At 67.1% G+C, this 23,634-nt stretch carries 17 protein-coding genes, 2 tRNA genes and 1 pseudogene; 15 read left to right on the top strand and 5 right to left on the bottom strand.

Features of this window, described 5'->3' with window-relative positions:
* Window positions 1-1,470, top strand: a complete 1,470-nt coding sequence (locus ABF648_RS07610) for a PrgI family protein (RefSeq protein ID WP_415631698.1) — start codon at window positions 1-3, stop codon at window positions 1,468-1,470.
* A 3-nt stretch (window positions 1,471-1,473) separates the two neighbouring features.
* Here ABF648_RS07610 and ABF648_RS07605 read toward each other — a convergent pair whose 3' ends face one another.
* On the bottom strand, window positions 1,474-2,331 hold the full coding sequence (locus ABF648_RS07605) for a DUF4062 domain-containing protein (protein WP_415631697.1): 858 nt from the start codon (window positions 2,329-2,331) through the stop codon (window positions 1,474-1,476).
* Here ABF648_RS07605 and ABF648_RS07600 point away from each other — a divergent pair.
* The 8 genes and pseudogenes from ABF648_RS07600 to ABF648_RS07565 form a co-directional block, all read left to right on the top strand.
* Complete coding sequence (locus ABF648_RS07600) at window positions 2,300-3,247, top strand: hypothetical protein (protein ID WP_415631696.1); 948 nt, start codon at window positions 2,300-2,302, stop codon at window positions 3,245-3,247. The two genes, ABF648_RS07605 and ABF648_RS07600, sit on opposite strands and share 32 nt — an antisense overlap.
* Entirely contained in the window at window positions 3,244-4,728 is a 1,485-nt protein-coding gene (locus tag ABF648_RS07595) for an ATP-binding protein (protein ID WP_415631695.1), read from the top strand. Before ABF648_RS07600 ends, ABF648_RS07595 begins: the two co-directional genes overlap by 4 nt.
* The gene (locus ABF648_RS07590; protein ID WP_415631694.1) at window positions 4,725-5,273 is read left to right on the top strand and encodes a hypothetical protein; all 549 of its coding nucleotides are present in this window, start codon (window positions 4,725-4,727) and stop codon (window positions 5,271-5,273) included. Before ABF648_RS07595 ends, ABF648_RS07590 begins: the two co-directional genes overlap by 4 nt.
* Window positions 5,270-7,048 carry a type IV secretory system conjugative DNA transfer family protein gene (locus ABF648_RS07585; protein ID WP_415631693.1) on the top strand — a complete coding sequence of 593 codons (1,779 nt, stop codon included), beginning with the start codon at window positions 5,270-5,272 and terminating at the stop codon, window positions 7,046-7,048. Before ABF648_RS07590 ends, ABF648_RS07585 begins: the two co-directional genes overlap by 4 nt.
* Before the next feature lie 80 nt (window positions 7,049-7,128).
* Window positions 7,129-7,566 (top strand): single-stranded DNA-binding protein, encoded by a 438-nt coding sequence (locus ABF648_RS07580; protein WP_415631692.1) that lies wholly within the window; start codon window positions 7,129-7,131, stop codon window positions 7,564-7,566.
* Window positions 7,567-7,577: 11 nt separating this feature from the next.
* A complete protein-coding gene (locus tag ABF648_RS07575; RefSeq protein ID WP_415631691.1) occupies window positions 7,578-8,141 on the top strand; it encodes a hypothetical protein in 564 nt (187 codons plus the stop codon).
* A gap of 3 nt (window positions 8,142-8,144) precedes the next feature.
* A complete protein-coding gene (locus tag ABF648_RS07570) occupies window positions 8,145-8,351 on the top strand; it encodes a hypothetical protein (RefSeq protein WP_415631690.1) in 207 nt (68 codons plus the stop codon).
* Between the two features lie 173 nt (window positions 8,352-8,524).
* Window positions 8,525-9,571 (top strand): annotated as a pseudogene (locus tag ABF648_RS07565) (recombinase family protein); the annotation flags it as partial.
* 625 nt (window positions 9,572-10,196) lie between these two features.
* On the opposite strand, the gene ABF648_RS07560 reads toward ABF648_RS07565, so the two are convergent.
* The 3 genes from ABF648_RS07560 to ABF648_RS07550 all read right to left on the bottom strand — a co-directional run bounded on the left by ABF648_RS07560 (window position 10,197) and on the right by ABF648_RS07550 (window position 12,421).
* Window positions 10,197-10,272 (bottom strand) — tRNA-His (locus ABF648_RS07560).
* Window positions 10,273-10,373: 101 nt separating this feature from the next.
* Entirely contained in the window at window positions 10,374-11,030 is a 657-nt protein-coding gene (gene orn, locus ABF648_RS07555; protein WP_415631705.1) for an oligoribonuclease, read from the bottom strand.
* Between the two features lie 125 nt (window positions 11,031-11,155).
* The gene (locus tag ABF648_RS07550; protein WP_415631689.1) at window positions 11,156-12,421 is read right to left on the bottom strand and encodes an MFS transporter; all 1,266 of its coding nucleotides are present in this window, start codon (window positions 12,419-12,421) and stop codon (window positions 11,156-11,158) included.
* A gap of 184 nt (window positions 12,422-12,605) precedes the next feature.
* Here ABF648_RS07550 and ABF648_RS07545 point away from each other — a divergent pair.
* The 5 genes from ABF648_RS07545 (at window position 12,606) to ettA (ending at window position 19,884) form a co-directional block, all read left to right on the top strand.
* A tRNA-Arg gene (locus ABF648_RS07545) sits at window positions 12,606-12,678 on the top strand.
* A gap of 42 nt (window positions 12,679-12,720) precedes the next feature.
* A complete protein-coding gene (locus ABF648_RS07540) occupies window positions 12,721-14,148 on the top strand; it encodes a PrsW family intramembrane metalloprotease (RefSeq protein WP_415631704.1) in 1,428 nt (475 codons plus the stop codon).
* A 173-nt stretch (window positions 14,149-14,321) separates the two neighbouring features.
* Complete coding sequence (locus tag ABF648_RS07535) at window positions 14,322-16,229, top strand: dynamin family protein (protein WP_415631688.1); 1,908 nt, start codon at window positions 14,322-14,324, stop codon at window positions 16,227-16,229.
* Window positions 16,226-17,869, top strand: coding sequence for a GTPase (locus ABF648_RS07530; RefSeq protein WP_415631687.1), 1,644 nt, complete (start codon window positions 16,226-16,228; stop codon window positions 17,867-17,869). Before ABF648_RS07535 ends, ABF648_RS07530 begins: the two co-directional genes overlap by 4 nt.
* A 326-nt stretch (window positions 17,870-18,195) precedes the next feature.
* Entirely contained in the window at window positions 18,196-19,884 is a 1,689-nt protein-coding gene (gene ettA / locus ABF648_RS07525) for an energy-dependent translational throttle protein EttA (RefSeq protein WP_415631686.1), read from the top strand.
* 15 nt (window positions 19,885-19,899) lie between these two features.
* Here ettA and ABF648_RS07520 read toward each other — a convergent pair whose 3' ends face one another.
* Window positions 19,900-21,234, bottom strand: coding sequence for a DUF4921 family protein (locus ABF648_RS07520; RefSeq protein WP_415631685.1), 1,335 nt, complete (start codon window positions 21,232-21,234; stop codon window positions 19,900-19,902).
* A gap of 170 nt (window positions 21,235-21,404) precedes the next feature.
* On the opposite strand from ABF648_RS07520, the gene ABF648_RS07515 reads away from it, so the two are divergent.
* Window positions 21,405-23,444 (top strand): M3 family metallopeptidase, encoded by a 2,040-nt coding sequence (locus tag ABF648_RS07515; RefSeq protein ID WP_415631684.1) that lies wholly within the window; start codon window positions 21,405-21,407, stop codon window positions 23,442-23,444.
* Window positions 23,445-23,634: the final 190 nt, after the last annotated feature.

Below are 23,634 nucleotides of genomic sequence, written 5' to 3'. Positions count from 1 at the left end.
ATGAGCAGCACGAACCACGACCGTCCCACCGCGGGCGAACTCGTGCCGGTGAAGTTCTCCCGCCTCACCCGCCGCGGTGTCCTCCTCGGCCTGTCGCTGACCCAGCTCATCACGCTCGCCATCGGCGGAGCCACGCTCATCGGCGCGTTCTACGCCGGCGGCGGGATGCTGCTCGCCTACACCGCCCCCATCTGGGTACTCGCCGCCGCGCTGACCTGGATACCCATCGCAGGCCGGCCTATCGTGGAATGGCTGCCCATCGCCTGCTGGTGGCTATGGCGCACCACCGGCGGGCAACTGCTGTACCGGCGCAGGATCGTCGTCCCGCGCCCCGTCGGAACCCTCGCCCTGCCCGGCGACATGGCCCGACTGCGCGAATACACCGACCCCGACACCAGTGCAGGGATGATCCATGACCCTCACGCAGCCACGTTGACCGTGGTGTGCGAGGTCACCCATCCCGCGTTCGTGCTCCTCGATCCCGGCGAACAGGAACGCCGCGTCAGTTCCTGGGGCCGCGTGCTCGCAACCGTCTGCCGCTCCGGGCGGATCGCGACGCTGCAAGTCTTGGAGCGCACCCTCCCGGACTCCGGCACCGGACTCGCCGAATGGTGGGCCACCCACGGCACCCCAGACGGGTCGTGGGCGGCCGACACCTACGCCGAGCTCATCGACCGCGCCGGACCTGCCGGCGAACGCCATGCCACCACGCTCTCGCTGTCACTGGACATGAAGACCAGCGCTCGGCAGATCAGGACCGCTGGCGGCGGGATACGCGGGGCCGCCGCCGTGCTTCGGCAGGAGATGAACACCCTCGTCGCCGCGCTGCGCTCTGCCGATCTGTCGCCGTCAGGATGGTTGACGCCGGGGCAGATTGCGGTGATGCTGCGTTCCGCCTACGACCCCGCTATCGCCGCAACCCTGGAACGGCACGGGAGGCTCGGCCAGTCACTCGCGACCGCGGGGCCGGTTGCGGTCACCGAGACCTGGGGCAGGCTGCGCACCGACTCCGCCCATCACGCCGTGCTCTGGGTCAGCGAGTGGCCGCGGTCGCTGGTCTATCCGGGGTTCCTGTCGCCCGTGCTGCTGTCCACCGGCATCCAACGATCGTTCTCGTTGATCTGCACGCCGATGCGCTCCGATGCCGCTGCCCGCGACATCCGCAAGAAGAAGGTCGAGCACATCTCCGACCAGGCCCAGCGCGCGAAGATCGGCCAGATCGAAGACGCCTCACAGACCGCCGAGTACCACGACGTGCTCCAACAAGAAGCCGACCTCACCGCCGGTCACGGCATCCTCCGCTACTCGGGACTCGTCGCCGTGTCCGCGCCCACCGTCGAGGAACTCGACGCAGCCATCGCCGCGATCGAGCAAGCCGCGATCCAGGCATCCTGCGAAACCCGGCTCCTCGTCGGCCAGCAAGCCGCCGCGTTCACCGCCGCCGCGCTCCCGCTCTGCAGGCGCGTGTGACGATCAGCCGACGTGGAAGTCTTGCTCTTTCGGTTCGCCGTTCTCGGCCCAGCGGATTCGCAGGATATTGGGGTCGCTTCCGCCTCCGTGGTGAATCACGCTGATGCGCCGGTCCTGGCCAGCGTGGATCACCGTTGGTGTGTTGCCGCCAGGCAACATCATGCTGGAGTCGTCACCAACAGACTCGAACACGACATCTGTTGCATCTTCGTCGCCGGAGTTGGTGACTTCGATCCAGTGACGGTTCGAGTAGCGGGGGTTGCCCTTCTTGTCGTAACTCTTCACCTCCCGCTCCCGCCGTGCCTGGGCCGAGAACCGCACACCACGAGTCCCCGACGGCAGGACTGGCACGCCGAGGTCAAGCTGCGCGATGTCGTACTCGATTGCCTTCCACACCTCATGTCCGAGCTGTGCAGTGGTGGCGAACTCACCCAGCAGCCCGCGCTGGCTGATCTCGGTGCGAAACTCGCGAAGGCCATCCAACTGGCGCGTATCGACGTCGTTGGGCAGCGATGCCGTCGAGAAGTAGAGGTGGACAGGCTTGCCGCTGGCCACTGCGCGCTCGATCTCCTCCACGGTGCCGGACACTGCATCCGGTGTCGGAGAGCCGAGTCGGCTGCCGAACAATGCGAAGACGATGTCGGATTCGTCGACGCCCTGGGCGTTGATGAGTGACTGGGGGTGGTCACCGAGGACGGGGACGGACGAGGTCTCCCACCGCCAAGGAAGCAGCACCACTTGCTTGTTCCTGGCGTTGGCGTTGTTCCAATCGTTGATCGCTACCTCAACGGCATCGCGGGCATCGGGGATGTCCGACGGTGAGGCGATCATGACGCGCAGCACGGAGGCAGTGAAACTCATGCCTCAAGGCTATGGGGCGGCACTGACTTCGGCCTGGGGAGTGCACCTGGATGGTGACCCTACTCCGGCGATCCAGGAGGTCACCATGCCCACGTTCTTCGATTCGACTGCCGATGCCGCTGAGGCGTCCGAGGCGCTGCGTGGCCTGGCGCACGCGAGCCGGGGTTTCGATCAGCCCGCCGAGATGTACGGGGTGATCGGTGATCTGTCCTCGGGGATGCGCTCGCTGCGGCAGGCGCTCGACCAGATCGCCGATGCTCACGAGCGCAAGGCCGCGCATGCCTTCAACGACGCCGGCAACCACGAGGCAGGAGTGCGCGACGCTCTCGCTGCTGCGGAGGAACTGCGTCAGGCGGCGAACCTCGTCGACCGCGCCTATGACCGGCTCGCGGAGGGGTTCATCGCGGCTGGACGGATCGCCTGGCACCCCGACCCGGCCGTCGAGGAGGCCGCGCCGTCGCGGTGGGTCAATGTCGTGTTCCTCCATGGCGAGGAGGCCGACCGGCCGTTGCGCATCCTCGGCGAGCTGGGGCATGTCGATGCGGTGGACTTCCTCGCGCAGTGGGACTACGGCGACGAGACCACGCAGGCCGCGCTGGAGAACGGGTACGTCTACGACGAGCCCGGCGAGGGCACCAACGACCGAGTGGCGGTCTCGGGCGACTACGCGCTGGTCGTGAACCCGCACGTCGGCTACGTCTCGCTGCTGCGCCGCTACACAGAGCCGGAGGCAGAGCCCCAGGACGCCGAACAGATCGAGTCCCCGCCGGCAAAGGCTGGGCCGGAGCTGCTGGTGTCGTACTCGTCGCCAGGCGCCCCGGATCGGGCCGACGTGCCCGCACCGAAGCGGGATGGGTCGTGGTTCGAGCCGGCCAAGATCACGGCGGTCAAGCAGGCGCGGGGGCTGGTGCTGTGACCAAGGATCGCGCGCGGCTGCACACCGCTGTCCTGGTGGCACCGTCGAAGGAGCGGCGAAGGCTCCGCAAGCAGCGCCGCAAAGCTGAGGCTCGCCTCCACGCCGAGCAACGGAAGATCGCGATCGCCGCAGCGAAGGCGAAGGCCGAGGAGGAACGTGCCGAACGGCGCGCCACGGTCTACCTACCGAAGTCGGGCGAACCTGGCAATGCGCGATTGCGCACTCCTGGCCGGTTCCATCTGACGCGGCATCAGGACACGTCGGCGACGCTGGCGGGCGCGTACCCGTTCGTCGCCGAGGGCGGGCTCGGTGCCGATGGCGTATTCGTCGGCCAAGACCTCTACTCGGGCGGGAGCTTCGTCTACGACCCGTGGGTGCTCTACGCACGCGGCATCATCACCGCACCCAACGTGGTGCTGGCCGGGATCGTCGGTTCCGGCAAGTCATCGCTCGCCAAGTCGCTCTACACGCGGTCGCTGCCGTTCGGGCGGCGCGTGTACGTGCCTGGTGATCCGAAGGGCGAACACACCGCCGTCGCCAACGCCGTCGGCGGACGCGCCATCGTCCTCGGCCACGGTCTCAACACGCGCTTGAACCCGCTCGACGAAGGCCACCGACCGAGCGGGTTGTCGGATGAGCAGTGGGCCTCGACCGTCGCGGCCCGGCGTCGTGACCTGATCGGCGCGCTCGCGGAGACTGTGCTCGCGCGGGGCTTGTCGCCGTTGGAGCACACCGCGATCGACATCGCCCTGACCCAGACGGTGCGGGAGAACGACGTGCCGATCCTGCCGATGGTCGTCGATCGCATCCTCGCCCCGAGCACGGATGCCGACGGCAGGCTGGCCGAGGACGGCCGGCTCGTCGGACACGCGCTGCGCCGCCTCGTCGCCGGCGACCTGGCCGGTCTGTTCGACGGGCCTTCCACAGTCGCGTTCGATCCGTCGTTGCCGATGATCTCGCTCGACCTCTCGCGGGTCACCGAGAACTCGACCCTGATCTCGGTGTTGATGACGTGCTCGTCGGCGTGGATGGAGTCCGCGCTGCTCGACCCGAACGGCGGGCAGCGGTGGGTGATCTACGACGAGGCCTGGCGGCTCATGTCCCACCCGGCCCTGTTGCGGCGGATGGATGCGCACTGGCGACTCGCCAGGCACTACGGGATCGCGAACATGCTGATCTTCCACAAGCTCACCGACCTCGACAACGTGGGCGATCAAGGCTCCGCCATGCGCTCGCTGGCCAACTCGCTTCTGGCGAACGCCGAGACGCGGATCGTGTACCGGCAGGAGTCCGACCAGCTCGGGCCGACCGCGACCGCCCTCGGTCTGACCGGGACGGAGCAGCAGCTCTTGCCGAATCTCGGCGTCGGCCAGGGCCTGTGGCGGATCAAGGCCAGGAGCTTCGTCTGCCAGCACCAGCTCCACCCCGACGAACTCGCCCTGTTCGACACCAGCAGCCGCGCAGCGGGAGGCCACCGATGAACCTCAATGGCCCGCGCCGCCCCATCCTGAGCGAGGACGAGACGACGGCTCCGGTCGAGTTGCCGCACGTCGTCGTCACCGTCGCCGGAGACGGCACCCTCACCGCGATGGTCGATGGAGCACCATTCGCGTCGCCGGACGCGATCGTGTGGACGCGGGCGACGTTCGGGCGACTCATGGATGCCATCACCCAGGGCCGCACGATCGCGGTCCGGGTCGAGGTGCGCGAGAGCGACGGCAGCGTCTTCACCGACATCCTCCGCACGCGCAAGCCCCGACGCGCCGTGGCCCCGTCCGAGAACCCTGTGCCAGAGACTCGTCGAAGTCGCCACGCCCGACGGACGCCACGTCTGGCGGAGGTCACCGCTGGCGGGTTCGTGCCCGGCGAGGATGTCGCCGTGGCGACGATCGTCTCCCACACCGACGCCACCGGAACCGGGGAGGCCCGTGCGCTCATCGACCTCGACGACCTGCCCGACGGCACACACGAGGTGATCCTGCTGGGGCGCATCTCGGGCATTCTCGCGGTGCGGCGACTGACATGAACCAGCGGCGAGCCGGGGGCATGGGCGACGAACTCACCAACGCCGCCCTCACTGGTCTGATCGGCATGTTCGGGATCGCGCTCGTCCTCCGCGCCGCCGGCAGCGTCGCCGCGTTCCTCACCGGTACACCGCAGCCCGACGCTGGCGCAGCGGCGGGGCTCACCGTGCTGTTCAACCCCGGCGATCCGGCGACTGCGCTCGGTGCCGACGGGCTCAACCCGGTCGTCTACTGGCTCATCAGCGCGGCACTGCTCGGCGGACTCGCCGCCGGGATCGCATGGGTCTGGATCATGCTACGGCGACACACACGGAAGACCGAGACCGACCCGCACCGACTCGCGGGGATCGCGACCAGCCAGGAAGTCAAGACCGCAGCATCCGCGAAGGCACTGCTTCACCGCGCGGCCACCCTGCGGCCCTCCGTGGAGACGCCGACACCGCAGGATGTCGGCTACCTGCTCGGCGCCAGTCGTGGAACGAAGGTCTGGGCATCGGTCGAGGACTCGATCCTGCTGATCGGCCCGCCCCGCTCAGGCAAGGGTCTGCATGTCGTCATCAACGCGATCCTCGACGCAGCCGGTGCGGTCGTCACGACCAGCACGAGGCCCGACAACCTCACCGCGACGCTTCGCGCTCGACGCCGCAAGGGTGGGCCGGTCGCGGTGTTCGATCCCCAGCACCTCGCGGAAGGTATCCCCGCTGGGCTGCGCTGGTCACCCATTCGCGGCTGCGGCGATCCGTTGACGGCGATGATCCGCGCCAACGGCCTCGCCGCTGCTACGGGTCTCAGCGCTGGCGGGGTTGAGTCCGGTGGGTTCTGGGAGGGCAAGACCCGCACCGCACTCCAAAGCCTGCTGCACGCTGCCGCGCTCGACGGCCGCCCGCCGGCAGAGCTGTTCAGGTGGACACTCGACCCCAGCGCCGCGTCCGAGGCGGTGGCGATCCTCAACTCGCACCCGAACGCGGCGATGGGCTGGGACGACTCTCTGGCAGCGATGATCGACGCCGACCCCAAGACCCGCGACAGCATCTGGCAAGGCGTCTCCCTCGCCCTCGCTGCCCTCGCGGACCCGCGCGTGCTCGATGCCGTCACGCCGGGCCCGCACGAGCACTTCGACCCCGAGACCTTCCTCACCGAGCAAGGCACGCTCTACCTGCTCGCCACCGGGGCGGGAGCGGGGGCGTCCGCGTCACTGGTCGCGGCGTTCGTCGAAGACTTGATCGAGACCGCCCGCCGACTCGCCGCGCGTTCACCGGGAGCGCGTCTCGATCCGCCGCTGCTGCTTGCCCTCGACGAGATCGGGAACCTCGCCCCGCTGCCGTCGCTGCCGACGCTCATGGCCGAAGGCGGCGGCACCGGGATCACGACCATGCCGGTGTTGCAGTCGCTCGCCCAAGCCCGCGACAGGTGGAGTGAGCATCAGGCCGGCGCGATCTGGGACGCCAGCATCGTCAAGATCATCCTCGGCGGAGCATCCAACAGTCGCGACCTTCAAGACCTCTCCACCCTCATCGGAGAGCGTGACGAGTACACCGACAGCGTGACCCTCGGCGACCACGGCACCCGCTCCAACCAGCGCTCCATCCGCCGCGTCCCGATCCTGCCACCAGACCGCATCCGTACCCTCCCCTTCGGTACCGGCATCACCATGCTGCGCTCCGCGCCGCCCATCGTCACCGACCTCCGCGCCTGGCCAACCCGGCCCGACGCCAGCCAGCTCCGCAGCGACCGCGACGAACTCGAAGCGCTGCTGCGCCACCGTCCCGCGTCCTGACTGCGCTTGGGAATCGGGGCGTACCTGCCTGACACAGCGACCACACACGGCTGGTCGCCCGAGTTCAGGAGGACGCCATCATGGCCATTCGTACGCACCAGTCAATCTCCGGTTTCGTCGCCTCGGACCCGCAGCTCAGCTACACCGACCGCGGCGACGCACGGCTCTACATGAAGGTCGGCATCGAGCACTACCGCAAGGAACCCGACAACACCTTCACGCAACTGGAGACGACCTTCCACGACCTCATCGCGTATCGCGGTGCCGCCGAGCAGGGAGCCGAGCGGCTCGCCAAGGGCGACAACATCATCGCCGACGGGCGGGTGCGTGACTACTCGTACGAGCGCTACGGCCAGCGGTACGAGGGTGAGGAGTTCATCGCGACGCGCATCGGACACGACCTCGCCCGCACCCGCTACGAGGTGGATCGCAGCGAACGCACCTCCGGTCGAGACGCAACGGCGTTCACTGCCCCTCAGCAGGCCGCGCCGTCCACCGCGGCCGCCATCGGAATGTGAGCGGCTCCACCATGAGAGATCAGTTCCTCCCTGAGCACGAGGACATGCCACCCGAGGCAGGTCTCGCGTCCCCGCGTTTCGACGTTCCTGAGCCGCCGCATCCGGTCAATTGGAATCTGCTGACCGCCAACGATCTCGAAGCCGAGTTGCTCGAACTGAACCGCTGGGTGGACTGGCTTCGCCACACCTACGGACTTCCGGCCAGCGTCGTGCCGCCCTACTGGCACCGTCACCCCGAACTCCTCTGGGAACTGTCGGCGCTGCACCTGCACTGGCTGTGCGCATACGACCCCGAGCAGAACGGGTCGGCACCGCTCGGCTGGCACCGCGACTTCGCCGATGCCCGGGCCCGACTTCGTGACTGGGTGGCTGCCTGCGGCACTCGGCTTGACCGAGACCGGCCGACTCGCCAGACGAGCTGGCCAGGTGAAGACCCCACTCAGCCCATCGAGGACTCACCGATCACGGATCGGGACGAGGACTTCGTTCGGTTCGTGATCGACATGGTGGACGCACGCCAGGAAGCAGAGGATGCCTTCTTCGCGGGCATCGACCCGGAGACGGGCGAGGTGTGAATCATGACGCGCCGCTATGAACGGAAGACCGGGCAGCGTCAGCAGAGCGAGCGCGAGCTGACGATCCGCGCCGAGTTCCACGAGCCGCCAGACCTGGACAAGCTCTGCGAGCTGCTGATCCGCCTGGCACTCCAGCAATCGGGCTCATGCCGCTCAGAAGGTGCGACTCGACCGAAGCGCCCTCGTGCTGCGGCGAGCGCCTCGTCGTAGAATGTAGGCATCCGTCGCGGATGGCGGATGTTGTGGTCCTAGCGCTTCGCCTCGGCGGGGCAAAGTAAACGTGGCCGATTCGGCCTAGTCCTACAGCCTTCGGGCTCTTCTCACGATCAGCATCCGCTCTCACAAGTCCGCGTCGGCAGGACCAGTGACTGTGGAGAAGAGCCATGACGATCATCGACGCGGACCGAACCGCGATAGACAGCCTCGTAGCGCCAACCCCGTTCCCCGGATCGTTCGCCGTCTCCTACCTGCGAGTCTCCACGAAGGAGCAGGCGGAGAAGGGCGGCAACGCGGAGGGCTTCTCGATCCCTGCGCAGCGCGAGGCGAACCAGCGCAAGGCCGACCAGCTCGGCGCAACGATCATCGAAGAGTTCGTCGACGCGGGCGAATCGGCTCGCAAGGCCGACCGACCCGAGCTGATGCGGATGATCCAGTACGTTGCCAAGCACAAGACGAACTACTGCATCGTCCACAAGGTCGACCGGCTCGCCCGCAACCGTGCTGACGACGTGACCATCCACCTCGCGCTCAAGGACGCAGGCGTCACGCTGGTGTCGGCCACGGAGAACATCGACGAGACACCATCGGGGATGCTGCTGCACGGCATCATGTCCTCAATCGCGGAGTTCTACTCCCGCAACCTCGCCACTGAGGTCGTCAAGGGCCTGTCGCAGAAGGCTGCGCAGGGCGGCACAGTGACGAAGGCTCCCATCGGCTACCGCAACGTCGGCGTGCGCGACGACTTCGGGCGGGAGGTACGCACCGTCGAGATCGACGAGGAACGAGCCCGACTGATCCGGTGGGCGTTCCAGGTGTTCGCCTCCGGTGACTGGACAACCAGCCAGCTCCACCAAGAACTGGTGGCGCGAGGCCTCACGACAGCTGCGTCGCCGCGACGGCCATCCCGACCCATCGGGAAGTCGTCGGTGCATCGGATGCTGACGAACCCGTACTACAAGGGCAGCGTCCGCTACCAGGGCGTCACCTACGCCGGAGCGCATGAGGCCATCGTCCCCAACGAAGTGTGGGACCAGGTGCAGACCGTGCTCGGCACGCATCGCTCGGCCGCCGACGCGACGCAGGTGCACGAGCACTACTTGAAGGGCACCGTGTTCTGCGGGCAGTGCGGGTCGCGGCTGCTGGTGTGCAACGCGAAGAGCAGTCAGGGCACGATCTACCCGTACTTCGTGTGTGCCAGCCGCCACGGCGGCAGAGGCAACTGCACCCGGCAGGCCATGCTGATCGAGCAGGTCGAACGGCTCATCGAACGCTTCTACGCCAAGGTCCAGCTCGACCCCGAAACGACGCAGGCCGTCTCGGCGATGCTCCATGCCCGGTTCGACGAGATGATGGCCGAAGGGGCCGCCGAACTCACTGACCTGGCGACACGGAGAACCCAGCTCGAAGGCGAACAGCAGAAGCTGCTCCAGGCCCACTACGCCGGAGCCATCCCGCTCGACCTCCTCAAGAAGGAACAGGACCGGATCACTGCGTCGCTGGAGACCATCGAGCACCGGATCACGGCGCACCACGGCCACTACGCCGACGCACGCGCGAACCTCGATGACTCGCTGAAACTGCTGTCGAACGCCGCCGACCTCTACGAGCACGCCGACGACGCGAACCGCAGGCTGTGCAACCAGGCGCTGTTCAAGGCGATCTACATCGACGAGGACAACGACGTGCGCGTCGGCTACCGCAACCCGTACGACGGGCTGAGCCTGTCCGGCCTCCATGCCGACGCCCTGAGCTGGGCCGCCGAGGCGAAGAAAATGGGCCAGGCGCGAACCGCGACCAAGGGCGGACCCTTGGTCGCAAGTTCACACCTGACCCGTTTGGGGTGGATGACGAGACTTGAACTCGCGACCACCTGGACCACAACCAGGGGCTCTACCAACTGAGCTACATCCACCATTGCCGCCGCAATCGGGCAGCTCGCTCATGATATCGGAACACCCCGCCAGCCCCAAAACGATGGGGCCGCCGTCATGAGCGACGACTACGTGAACTGCCTCAGGCGTTCTTCGACTGCGGCTCGAAGTCCATCTCCGGGGGCTCCTCAGCATCCCCGAAACCGGTGAGGGAGCCCTGGCAGCGGCGCGCTGCCACCTTCGCCTGGGAGGTCGACGGCCCGGGCTCGGGCACCATGATCGTCTGGCGGTAGTACGTGAGTTCCTCGATCGATTCCTGGATATCGGCCAGGGCGCGATGGTTCCCGTTCTTGCCCGGCGCCTGGTAGTAGGTGCGGGGGTACCAGCGCTTCGCGAGTTCCTTGATCGAGCTGACGTCGACATTGCGATAGTGCACCCAGGCCTCGAGCTCGGGCATGTCCTTGGCGAGGAAGGTGCGGTCGGTGCCAATCGTGTTGCCGGCCAGCGGTGCCTTGCGCTCCTGGGGCACGTACTGCTTGATGTAGGCCAGCACCTGCTGTTCGGCATCGGCCATCGTCGTGGTGCAGGTCTTCAGCTCTTCGAGCAGGCCCGACTTGGTGTGCATCTCGGTGACGAAGTCGCCCATGTGGTCCATGGCCTTGTCGCTGGCCTTGACCAGGACGTCCACGCCTTCGCCTTGAATGTTGAGCTCACCGTCGGTGACCAGGCAGGCCACCTCGATGAGCTCGTCCACACCCAGGTCGAGCCCGGTCATCTCACAGTCGATCCACACCAGCATGCCGTTGTTCACGAGGACCCACTTTATCCCGTGGCAGTTGCGCCGTGACGGCGCGCGTGGGGGAGCGCGGAATCCTCACGGTTCGCCAGCGGAGCCCGGCAACGGCATCATCGCCCCAGCTGGGCTCAGCTGCCGCCGTTCTCCTCGGCCTCGCCGTACTCCTTGGCCGCTTCGAGACGCGCCTTCTCCTCCAGCGCTGCTGTCCCCGTGTGCGGTACATATTTGAACAACCATCCGGTGCTGAGCACGCCGATGCCACCCACGACGAACGCACTGGCGGCCAAACCTGCAATGGCTGCCACCCCGCTGATGATCAGCGGACCGATCGCTGTACCCGAGTCGGACAGCACACGCCAGGCAGCCAGGAACTGTGCGCGTCCCAGCTCCGGCGAGGAGTCGGACCCGAGCGTGAGCACGATTCCACTCGACACCCCATTGCCGATGCCCAGCAGACAAGCGACCAGCGTGATGGTGGCGAAGTCGTGGGTGAGTGGTAGCGCCAGAAGGCACAGACTCATCGTCCCGATGGCGGGAATCGTCACCCAGAACCGCCCGAACTTGTCCATGATGGCGCCGCCTGGGAAGAACAGCAGAACGTCGAAGCCCATCGATATGGAGTAGATGAGGCTCGTCGCCGCGGGGGAGATGCCGTGTGACTGGGCCCACAACGGGATGATCGTCTGGCGCACCGAACGGATCAGCATCAATGCAAGGCAACCCGTGCCGAGGGTGAGCAGCACATGACTGTGCTTGCGCAGTACGGCCATCGTGCTGACCCGTTTGCGCGACCTGCGTTCGCGGATGACGGCCAGCCCGTGCGCCTCTCCGGGCAGATCGGGCATGAACAGGGTGACGATCCCGGCGCCGAAACTCATGAAACCGGAGAATGCGAAGGCCGCGGCGAGACTCCAGTGCGAGATGATGGCCGCCGCAATGAGCGGGCCGACGAACCACCCGACCCGGAAGACACCGCCGAGCGTCGACATGGCGCGGGCACGCCAGTGCAGCGGAATGCGTTCGGTGAGATATGTCTGCCTGGCAAGGTTGAACACCGACGCGGTGAAGCCCTGCAGCAGCACGGCCAGAGCCAGCACCCACAGTGAATGCACCAGGAAGATCATGGCCATCGTGCAGGTGTCGATGAAGCACGACCCCGCGATCGCGATCTTCTCGCCCACTCGGTCTGCCGCATAGCCGGCGGGCAGGTCACCGATCACTTGCGCGATGCCGCGCAGCGCGGTGATGAACGCAGCCAGTCCGACGCTGGCGCCCAGCACCGTTGCCTGGATCGCCACCAGGGGGATGACTGCTCCGAAGCCGATGGACGCGAGCAAGGTGGGCCCATAGACCCCGAAAAGGGTCTTCCCCCACTGCTTCTGCTCAGTCGTCACGGTGCCAGAGTCTTTCACTTCTCCCGAATGGCCTGCACAGTGCTCCTGTATGCGATACGGTGACGGGCTTTGTGACTGACGCGGACATCCCGGCACCTTGCGCGGCAAGGACGCGGCGGCAGGCAGCCGTCGAGCGCCCCACCGTGAAAGTTCTGGATCGCCAAAGCCCTAGACTTGGTGGCCGGGCCCGGTAGCTCAGTGGATAGAGCAGCAGCCTTCTAATCTGTCGCGCGTGGGTTCGACTCCCACCCGGGCCGCCCGTTTCCCACATCCATCCCGGGTACTCTGGCGCCGTGTCGATGCCATCGCCTGCTGTGGCGCTCCCGGAGCGCCGCGCCCGCCGCTTGTCAGGCGTGCCGCGTGCCATTCAGCCGGGCCAGAGCAGACGCAGGCGAATGGCCCGGAACCCGCTCACCTGGCTGACCGCCGCGTTCTTCCCGTTCTGCGTCTTCCTGCTGTGGCAGGTGTACCTGAGCTACCGCAAGACCATCAGCCAGTCCATCGGCAACTACACCGAACAGCACGGCGGCACTCGCTCGATGCCCACCGTCTACCAGTTCAACGAGGCGCTGTGGAGGTGCACGAAGCTGGCCTTGGTGACCCTGCTCATCGGTGTGGTCGTCTTCCTGCTGCTGGATCGGCTGCGCCCCACCACCTGGGTGCTCAAGGCTGTCGCGCTGTTCTGGGGCGGCGCCGTGGCGGTCTATTTCGCCGCCAATGCGAACGACTGGGTGGCATCCCGGCTCACCGTGGACGACTCCGACCCGATGGGCAGCGTGCGCGCCGCCATCTATGTGGCGCCCTTCGTCGAGGAAGCCGCGAAGGCATCGGTGCTCTTCCTTCTCGCGATCCTGGTGCGTTACCGCATTGTCAGCGTCATGCAGTCCGTGGCGCTCGCTGGATTTTCGGCGGTCGGCTTCGCGGTGACCGAGGACATCGTCTACTACATCCGCACCTACCTGTACGGCTCGATGGTCTACGGCCAGGACGCGAACCAGGCGCTCCACGAGATCTACGTCTCGCGGGGCTTGCAGACCTGGTGGGGCCATCCGCTGTTCACGACCTTCACGGCCATCGGAATGGCGGTGGCAATCCGGGCTCGCAGCAAGCTGGTGCGAGTGCTCGCGCCGGTGGCTGGATTCTTGTTCGCGGCCTGCGCCCACATGGCATTCAACGGATCGCAGCTGGCCGGTGGCAGCGAATCGCTCATCTTCATCATCGGCGGGGCACTCATGCTCATGTTGCTCTTCCGCTACGTCGTGTACATCCGGGCCGAGGCCCGGCAGATCCGTGCGCGGCTCGACGATTTCGTCATGACCGGCTGGTTGCTGCCCCGTGATCCCGTTGTCTATTCCGGTTTTTTCCGGCGCGCCAAACTCCTCATCGCTGCCACCCTTCGAGGGCCGCGAGTACTCATCGCCACCGTGTGCATGATGCGTCACATGACTGAGCTGGCATACCTGCGGGCCTCGGTGACGCGCGGCGTCATGGACGACGCCGCCCTGCTGCGTGGCCGAGAGCTGCTCGACGACATTGCGCTGCTGCGCCCCAGGGCCCTCTACGAGACCGAGGGACTGCCCGTCAAACCGGAGAACTGGACCTGGCAGAACATCCGCGGCTGGTTCGGCAGAAGATGGCGTGCGCTGCCCCGGCCGAGGCGCCGAAGCTTCGCCCCTCCCACCGGGGACTCAGTGCCCGCCGGAGAGCCGCTGCGCTGGGGCGAGTGATCCGCAGCACCTCTAGACTGGATTCCCCTTCATAGCCATCCAAGGATGCGGTGACACCCACCGCAGCTTGCCACTGATCGCATTCAGCTTCTCGGGGAACCCGAAACTCGTCGTGATGAACGAATCGTGTCCGGCGTGCCAGAGTGGAGGCATCGACTGCGGAAGGTGGTGCTGTGACTGCTGAGCAACTGGGGTCCGCCCTGTCGCAGTTGCGCGCAGCCCTGGCTGGCGTCCGGCTTCCCCTCGTGGTGCCAGGCGCAAGCGAGCAGCGCCAGGAAGCCGCTGCCATCGTCACCCAGCTCGACGACTATGTCCTGCCGCGGCTCACGCACCTGGATGCGCCCCTGCTCGCCGTGGTGGGCGGCTCGACCGGGGCCGGGAAATCCACCCTGGTCAACTCCCTGCTCGGACGCCCGGTGAGCCCGTCCGGGGTCATCCGTCCCACCACCCGAAGCCCCGTGCTGGTGCACAACCCCGACGATGGGCTCTGGTTCGACTCCGAACGCATTCTGCCGAGCCTTGCCCGCACGAAAGCACCGTCGAGTGGGGCGAACGCCCTGCAGCTGGTGCCCGAGCCCGCACTTCCGGAGGGTTTGGCCCTGCTCGATGCCCCCGACATCGACTCGCTCGTCGAGGAGAACCGCACAATGGCCGCGCAGCTGCTCGACGCCGCCGACCTGTGGCTTTTCGTCACCTCAGCAGCCCGCTATGCCGACGCTGTTCCGTGGGACTATCTGACGTCCGCAAGCCGTCGCGGTGCGGCTGTGGCGGTGGTGTGCGATCGCATCCCACCAGCGGCGATGCAGGAAGTTCCCAGCGACCTGGCCCGCCTGATGACTGCCCGCGGACTGGCCGATTCGCCGCTGTTCGCCGTGCCGGAAACCGTCACCGATTCCCGGGGAATGTTGCCCGAAGCCGCCGTCTCGCCGATCCGCAGCTACCTGGCGACACTGGCGGCCGACCGGCGTCACCGGGAGCAGATCGTCCTGCAGACCCTCAGCGGAGCCATCGCCGCCATCTGCCGCAGGGCTCCGGGTGTTGCCGAGGCGGTGCAGGTCCAGGGCCAGGCGGCCGCCCAGCTCGAGACCGATGCCACCCAGTCCTTCCAGGAGGCCTCGCGGGCGGTGAAGGTGCAGTCCAGCGACGGCACCCTGCTGCGCGGCGAGGTTCTGCTGCGCTGGCACGACTATGTGGGCACCAGCGAATTCAGCCGCGTCATCGACGAGAAGGTCAGCTGGGTGCGCGACCGGCTGGTGCGTGCCCTGAAGGGCGAACCGCCGCAGGGCACCAATGCCGCAATAGCTGCCGAGTCCGGCCTGGAGGCCCTCGTGATCGAACAGGGCGAAGCGGCTGCCGAGCGCGCCGCGCTGGCTTGGCGGGGGAGTCCCGCAGGAAGGATCCTCGTCGACGAGCATCCTGAACTGGCTCGCACCAGCGATGATTTCAGCGCCCAGGTCTCCGAGGCGATCCGCGATTGGCAGGGTGATGTGCTCACCCTTGTCGGTGAGCAGGGCAAGGGCCGCCGGCGTGCCGCCAGGCTCACCGCCGCCGGGGTGAACGGCGTCGGTGCCGCAGTGATGATCGTCATCTTCGCCCACACGGCCGGCCTCAGTGGCGCAGAGATCGGCGTGGCCGGCGGTACCACGGTCGTGGCGCAACGACTTCTCGAAGCCATCTTCGGCGACGAGGCCGTCCGGCGGCTCGCCGAGACCGCCAAGCAGCGCTTGGACGAACGCGTCGAGGCACTCATGTCCATCCAGCTCGTGCGCTTCACCCAGGTGCTCTCCGACACCGGATTGAATGCGACCGCCGCCGAGGACATCGACCAGGCCGTGCAGGCAGTCGTGGCGGCGAGGCACGGGCGGGAAGGCGAACATCTGGACACGGCAACCGGCCGGGCCGCATCATTGCCCGCCGTCACACCGTCGCCTGCCCTCGAAACGGGGGGGCAGGCGAATACTGTGCAGGTCACGCAGATGCCGGAAGGCGATCAGGCCGAGATCTACGACGCGGAGCTGGTCGGGGACGACGATCGTCCTGGCGTCACGAATCCGGACCGCCATCGCGAGGACGGCCGATGAAGTCGCCATTCGGGCCACGCCGTGATGTCACCTCCGATCTGGGCGAGCGGATCGACGCGCTCCACCGCGCCGTCGAGCTGAGCCGTGGCCGGGCTGACGAGCAGGTGCTGGAGCGGGCATCTGCGGTGGTGGACAGGGCGGACGACCGGCTCTCCTTCAGCGGATCGAACACGGTGGTCGCGTTGGCCGGAGCCACCGGTTCAGGAAAGTCGAGCCTGTTCAACGCGCTCGTCGGGGCGGACCTGGCCCAGGCCGGGGTGAGGCGCCCCACCACCGCGCGCGCCATGGCTGCCTGCTTCGGCGACGAGGTGCCCAACCGGCTGCTCGACTGGCTCGATGTCCCGGTGCGCACCCTGGTGGCCGGCACCAAGGAACTCGACGGCCTGGTGCTGCTCGACCTGCCTGACCACGATTCCATCGAGGAGGACCACCGGCTCGAGGCCGAGCGGCTGGTGAGCCTGGTCGATGCCCTGGTGTGGGTGGTGGACCCCCAGAAGTACGCCGATGACGCGCTGCACAACCGCTATCTGGCGCCCATGGCGCCCTACGCCACGGTGATGATCATTGCTTTCAACCAAGCGGACCGCCTCGATGACGAGGGGCTTCACCGGGCTACTGCGGATCTGCGGCAGCTGCTGGATGCCGAGGGCCTGGCAGACACCCCGCTGCTGGACACATCCGCTGCCACCGGTGCGGGTGTTGCCGACCTCAAGCAGCAGCTCGCCGACGTGGTGAAGGCCAAGAAGGTGGCGGTGCATCGTATCTCCACCGACGTCGCGGAGGCTGCCGCAGGGCTGAAGGATCAGCTCGGCCCAGATGTCTCCACAACGCTTGACCAGCGTCACGTGGACGACCTCGTGGACTCCTTCGCCCGAGCCGCGGGGGTGCAGGTGGTCGGTGACGCCGTGGCCGATTCCACCCGGCGGCGTGGCTCGGCAGCCACGGGCTGGCCCCTCGTCTCCTGGATCTCACGACTACGACCCGACCCGCTCAAGCTTCTGCACCTGGATCTGCCTTCGCTCCGGCGTGCCGGGCATCCTCGTCCCGAGGAGATCTCCCCGGCCTCGGTGCAACGCACGAGCCTGGCCACCACAACCGGTGGTGTGGAGACGGCGCGAGTCGCCACATCGGTGCGGGCGCTGTCAGACAGCGCCTCACGAGGGCTTCCGCCCCTGTGGGCACAGGCTGTGCGCGGCGCATCCGTCGAGCAACTGGAGCACGTGCCCGACGCCCTCGACAGGTCCGTCGCCACCACCGACCTCGGCATGTCCGACGGTGGCGGCTGGTGGCCGGCGGTGCGCGTCGTGCAGTGGATCCTCATCTGCGCAGTGGTGGTGGGGCTGGCCTGGCTGTTCATCAATGTCCTGTTCGCCGGTGCACTTCCCGTGCCCCGGTGGCACAGCGCCCCCGTGCCCACCCTCCTCGTGGTGGGCGGCGTCATCGCCGGTCTGCTGCTGGGTTTCCTGAGCCGCCGTGCGCTGGAGTGGACCGCTCGGCACAGGCGCTCCCGGGCCATCACGGTGCTCAACTATTCGGTGGCGCAGGTCGCCGATCAGATGGTCGTCGGGTCGATCGCCGCTGAGCTGGATCGTCATGCGCAGGCATGTGCGGCGGTGGCTGCTGCCGCTGCGCGTCAGTGACCGTTCTCGGTACCGGGAACGGCCCGTGCTGTCGGCCACCGCTCTCGACCACCGTCCTCGGGCACGACCTCACCCGCGGGACCAGCAGATTCACCCGTCCCGAACGCATTGCCGCGGCACAGACATCCGATCCGGTGGGCTTCGACGAAAGCCGATCCGCTACCGCAACCGTGCCGCCAGGGCTTGAGGATCCCGCCGCCTGAGGGTTCGGTGCGTCGCGTCATTTCGGTGCGCCCTCTCGGCGCTGGCATACTGTGGGCGCAGCTGCGCTGTGTCCAGGCAGTGCCGACAGGCCGAATCGTCTCGCGAAGGAAATCCAGGCTCACATGGCTGAATTCATTTACCAGATGCACAATGTTCGCAAGACGATCGGCGACCGACTCATCCTGGATGATGTGACGCTGTCCTTCTTCCCCGACGCGAAGATCGGCGTGGTGGGCCCCAACGGCGCCGGCAAGTCCACGCTGCTCAAGGTGATGGCCGGGCTCGAGCCGATCAACAACGGCGATGCCTTCCTCGCCAAGGACGCCTCCGTCGGCATCCTTCAGCAGGAGCCGCCCCTCACCGAGGACAAGACGGTGATGGAGAACGTCGAGGAGGCCGTCGGCGGAGTCAAGACCATGCTGGACCGCTTCAACGAGATCAGCGCGGCACTGGCCGATCCCGAAGCGGACTACGACACTCTGCTCGCCGAAATGGGTGAGCTGCAGACCGAACTGGACCATCGCAACGCGTGGGACATCGACTCCCAGTTGCTGCAGGCCATGGACGCACTGCAGTGCCCGCCGCCGGACACTCCGGTGTCGGTGCTGTCAGGAGGCGAACGGCGCCGCGTCGCACTGTGTAAGCTGCTGCTGGAACAGCCCGACCTGCTGCTCCTCGACGAGCCCACCAACCACCTGGATGCCGAATCGGTGAACTGGCTGGAAGGTCACCTGCGCAGCTATCCGGGCGCGGTGCTGTGCGTCACCCACGACCGCTACTTCCTCGACCACGTTGTCGGCTGGATCTGCGAGGTCGACCGCGGACGCCTCTACCCCTACGAGGGCAACTACTCCACCTACCTCGACACCAAGCGCAAGCGCCTGCAGATCGAGGGCCAGAAGGACGCCAAGCGCGCCAAGATCCTCGAACGAGAGCTGGAATGGGTGCGCTCCAGCCCCAAGGCCCGCCAGGCCAAGAACAAGGCCCGGCTGGCTCGCTACGAGGAACTGGCGGCAGAGGCCGAGCGCAGCAGAAAGCTCGACACCGGCGAGATCAACATCCCGCCGGGCAAGCGTCTCGGCGCCGAGGTGCTGCAGGCAGTCGACCTGCACAAGGGCTTTGACGGCCGCGTGCTGTTCAACGGACTGGACTTCACCCTGCCCCGCGCAGGGATCGTCGGCATCATCGGCCCCAACGGCGTGGGCAAGTCCACGCTGTTCAAGATGATCGTCGGCGAGGAAACCCCCGACTCCGGCGAGCTGAAGGTCGGCAAGACCGTCGAGATCAGCTATGTCGACCAGGGCCGCGAAGGCCTCGATCCCGAGAAGAACGTGTGGGAGGTCGTCTCCGACGGCCTGGACTACATCAAGGTGGGCAACTTCGAGGTACCCAGCCGCGCCTACGTGGCGTCCTTCGGCTTCAAGGGCCCCGACCAGCAGAAGCCCTCCGGGGTGCTGTCCGGCGGCGAGCGCAACCGCCTCAACCTGGCGCTGACCTTGGAGCAGGGAGGGAACCTGCTGCTGCTCGACGAGCCGACCAATGACCTCGATGTGGAAACCCTCCAGAGCCTGGAGGACGCCCTGCTGGAATTCCCCGGATGCGCCGTGGTGATCTCCCACGATCGCTGGTTCCTCGACCGCATCGCCACCCACATCCTCGCGTGGGAGGGCGCCGGCGAGGATGACAACGATCCCTCGTGGTTCTGGTTCGAGGGCAACTTCGCCGACTACGAGGCCAACAAGATCGCCAGGCTCGGCGAGGAGGCGGCACGTCCGCACGCCAGCAAGCACCGCAGGCTCACCCGCGGCTGACTTCCGGGCTGCGGCTCAGTGCTGCAGCACCGGGTTGTAGCGAAGGCTGTTGTACCTGGCCGGGCACTCCTCGCCGATCGACAGGCCAGTCGCCAGCCGCCCCGCGTCCCGCAGGGCGTGCAGCCGAGGAACCAGCCGGTCGCGCACATGCCAGGGGTCGAGGGTGTTGAGGTAGATCTTCGTGCCGCCCTCGAAACCGGCCAGTGTCGACACCCGCCACTTCAGGTTGATTCGCCAGGGCATCGGCAGGTCCACGTCGGGTGCGCGATGGTGCCACTCCTCGTTGCACGGCACGCCGATACCGGTGGCCGCATGGCAGGCATGCACGAGCGCGGACATCGCCTCCTGCTCTGCTGCATTTTGCAGCCACGGTTCGCACACCGGTGACTTGGACACGATTTCGACGGTGGGGAAGCGGTGCCCGAAACCCGCATAGGCGATCGCATGGCTGTTCTCTGCGATCACCAGATTCTGCTGAATGGCCACATTGAGCGCCAGATCGTTGTAGGCGTTCGGATTCGCCCGCAGCCGCACCAGCTCCTGCTCGGTCTCCTGGGACCGTTCGTCGATCGAGACCAATTGCTTGTGCAGATGATCGAAGGATGCACCGGCCTGACGCAACCAGTTCTGGAAGACCGCCACATAGCGCACGTGATGGTTCTGCTCGTAGAGCTCCTGCATGGCCCTCACGGTGAAACCGATGTACTCCGAATGCTCTTTGGGTGTCAGCGTGCCTGACGCGGCCAGCTGCGAGGAATCCGTGGCGCCGTCCACGAAATGCCGCCTGGCCACGATGACATCGTGGCCGCTCGCGAACATGCCGATGGCCCGTTGGGCGAGCTCGGCATCGCTGAGCCGAGCCGGATCCACCTCGGCTGGACTGCTCGCAGTTTTTCGGATCTTCAGCAGGGACTCCACGTGCTTCCTGCCCTGGGGGTCGGCGCAGTACTGGGCGCATCGTGCGAGGACGGACTGCGGCGGGTGGTAGCCGTAGTTGCGGGTCCAGAAGGAGTAGTTGACGATCGCAAACAGATTGGGGATGCGGCGGAACTGCGCCTGCGTGTCGTGCCACTGCGAGGGCAGCACGCCGTACAGCGTCCGCCACCCGTTCGGCGTGCACACCCGGCGCGCCTTCTCCGGAGTCGTGTCGGCCATCCTGTCCGGGCAGAAGGCACACCAGCGGTCGGCTTCGCCGTGGCCCAACGACACAGGGCTCGCCGGGGGCTCGGAGATGGGGCGGTCGGCGCGACCGGGCACCGTCCACACCTCCACGCCGGTCAGCAGATTGACCTGTTTGACGGTCCCGTCCGGCATGACACGCAAGGGATCGCGATGTGCGAACTCGCCCATGTCCTGAGTCTAGGGACGCGTGCTCCAAAGGGTGCGGCACAGGAAACCTGCATTCCTGGAGGGGAGCCCCCATGAAACGCGAATCCTTCAAGGGATGCGCTGTACGCGGGGGATGCCCGACATGAGGTTGGCCCCCCGGGTGACCGCACTTGAGGGTATTGGATGGAGCCATGACCGAATCTCTGCCTGAGCAGTCAGAATTTCACCTTCCCGAATATGCCGTGCTGAATCCGGATGTGTTCGGACGCCTGGTCCGCCAGGAAATTGCCAACGAGCAGTCCATGCTCGACACCGTCGCCGCTGACAGCTCTGAACCCACCGAGGAGACGGTCATCCGGCCCTGGGAGGAAGCCGGGGTGTACCTCAGCCGTGTCACGGCCGCCATGTACACCCAGCGCAGCGCTGACACCACCCCCGAGCTCGATGCCGTGTGCGATGAGCTGGCCCCCGAGCTGGCGGCCCACGCCGACTCGATCCTTCTCGATCCTCAGCTCTACGCCCGGCTGACCGCGCTGGAGGCGGCTGAGAAGTCCGACGCGGCCGAGCTGGACGAGCAGGCCAGCTGGTGGTTGTCCGAAAGCCTGCGCGACTTCCGCCGTCACGGTGTCCAGCTCGGCGAGGCCGATCAGAAAAGACTTCGCGAGATCAACTCCCGGATCGCCTCCCTGGAGTCCCAGTTCAGCCAGATGATCGTCGGGGGCCGCAATGATGCTGCAGTCCTCATCACCGACGGGGCCGAGCTGGAGGGCCTGTCGGATGAGCAGAAACAGCAGACGGCGGAGGCGGCGCAGGCGCGCGGCGAAAAGGGCTGGCTGCTTGAACTGGTCAACACCACCGGCCAGGACTGGCTCGCATCCCTGGACAACCAGGACACCCGCCGCAAGGTCTTCGAGGCCTCCATCGGCCGCGGAGGTGCAGGCATGCCGCACGACACGGGGGCGCTCGTGGTGGAACTGGCCAGGTTGCGTGCCGAACGCGCCACCTTGCTCGGTTTCGAGTCCCATGCGGCGCTGGTGGCCTCCGCCGGGTGCGCCAAGACAGTGGACGCCCTGCAGCCCCTGCTCGACCGCTTTTCACAGCTGGCACTGGGCCAGGCCCGGGCCGACGCCACACGCTATGCCGACCAGTTCGCGAAGCTTGCCCCAGGGCTGGAATTCCAGCCCTGGGACTGGGCCTGGACCGCCACCAAGCTGAAGGCCGCCGAAGCCGTCGACGATGAGGAATTGCGCCCCTACCTGGAATTCGACCGGGTGATGAAGGAGGGTGTCTTCGCCGCTGCCGAACAGCTCTACGGCATCACCTTCGTGCCCCGCCGACATTTGGCCGGATACACGCCCGACACCCAGATCTTCGAGGTCGACGAGCCGAACGGCATCACCCTTGGCCTGGTCATGGTGGACGCCTGGACCCGTCCGAGCAAGCAGGGCGGCGCCTGGATGACCGACCTGGTCAACCAGGACAACATGTACGGCGACCTGCCCGTCGTCACCTTCAACACCAACTTCGTCAAGCCGCGCGAGGGCCAGCCCACGCTGCTGAGCTGGGACCAGGTGATCACCTGCTTCCACGAGTTCGGGCACTGCCTCCACGGCCTGCTGTCAGACGTCCGGTATCCGTCGATGTCTGGTACGAACACCCCCACTGACTACGTGGAATTCCCCAGCCAGGTCAACGAGCACTGGGCATCCGATCCCGCACTGGTCGCCCGCTACGCGCGGCACTGGAAGACCGGCGAACCGCTGCCCCAGGAGACCATCGACAAGATGGAGAGGGCCCGGCTGTCCGACATCGGCTTCGACGACCTCGAGCTGGCGGCCGCCATGCAGCTCGACCAGGCCTGGCATGCCACCCCGATCGATCAGCTGCCCACCGATGCGTCCCAGGTCGACGACTTCGAGGCGGCGGCGCTGAAGGCCAGGGGAGTGGCCTGCGAGCTGGTTCCGCCCCGCTACCGGACGCGCTATTTCAGCCACATCTGGGCCACGGGGTACGACGCCAACTACTACGCCTATCTGTGGGCCGAAGTGTTCGACGCCGACACCTGCGCCTGGTTCGACGAACACGGCGGCCTCAACCGCGAGGCCGGCGAGCACTTCCGCCGCGAAGTTCTGGCGGTGGGCGGCTCGGTCGACGTGATGAAGGCCTACCAGAAGTTTCGCGGCGCCGACCCGGACGTGGAGCACCTCATCGCACGCCACACCCGCAGCTGACGTGGGCGCTGAGCCGTTCCGGCTGCGCCTCGGGGCGGCCCACCCCCGGGGTGCTGCCCGGCTGCCGCTGAACTGGCTCGGCGTACAGGACGCTCCCGTTCCCGGCCCACTGGTGCGGGAACGCCGGTTTCACAGGTGGGGGGCGCGCAGTTCCCCGCGCGACCTGGCCTTGCGTCTGAGCGCGTTAGCT

The sequence above is a fragment of the Propionibacterium sp. genome, from assembly GCF_047719395.1.
Taxonomy (GTDB): Bacteria; Actinomycetota; Actinomycetes; order Propionibacteriales; family Propionibacteriaceae; genus Propionibacterium.
Note: the sequence above shows the minus strand (reverse complement) of the source record. Positions and strands in the feature narration are given on the sequence as shown.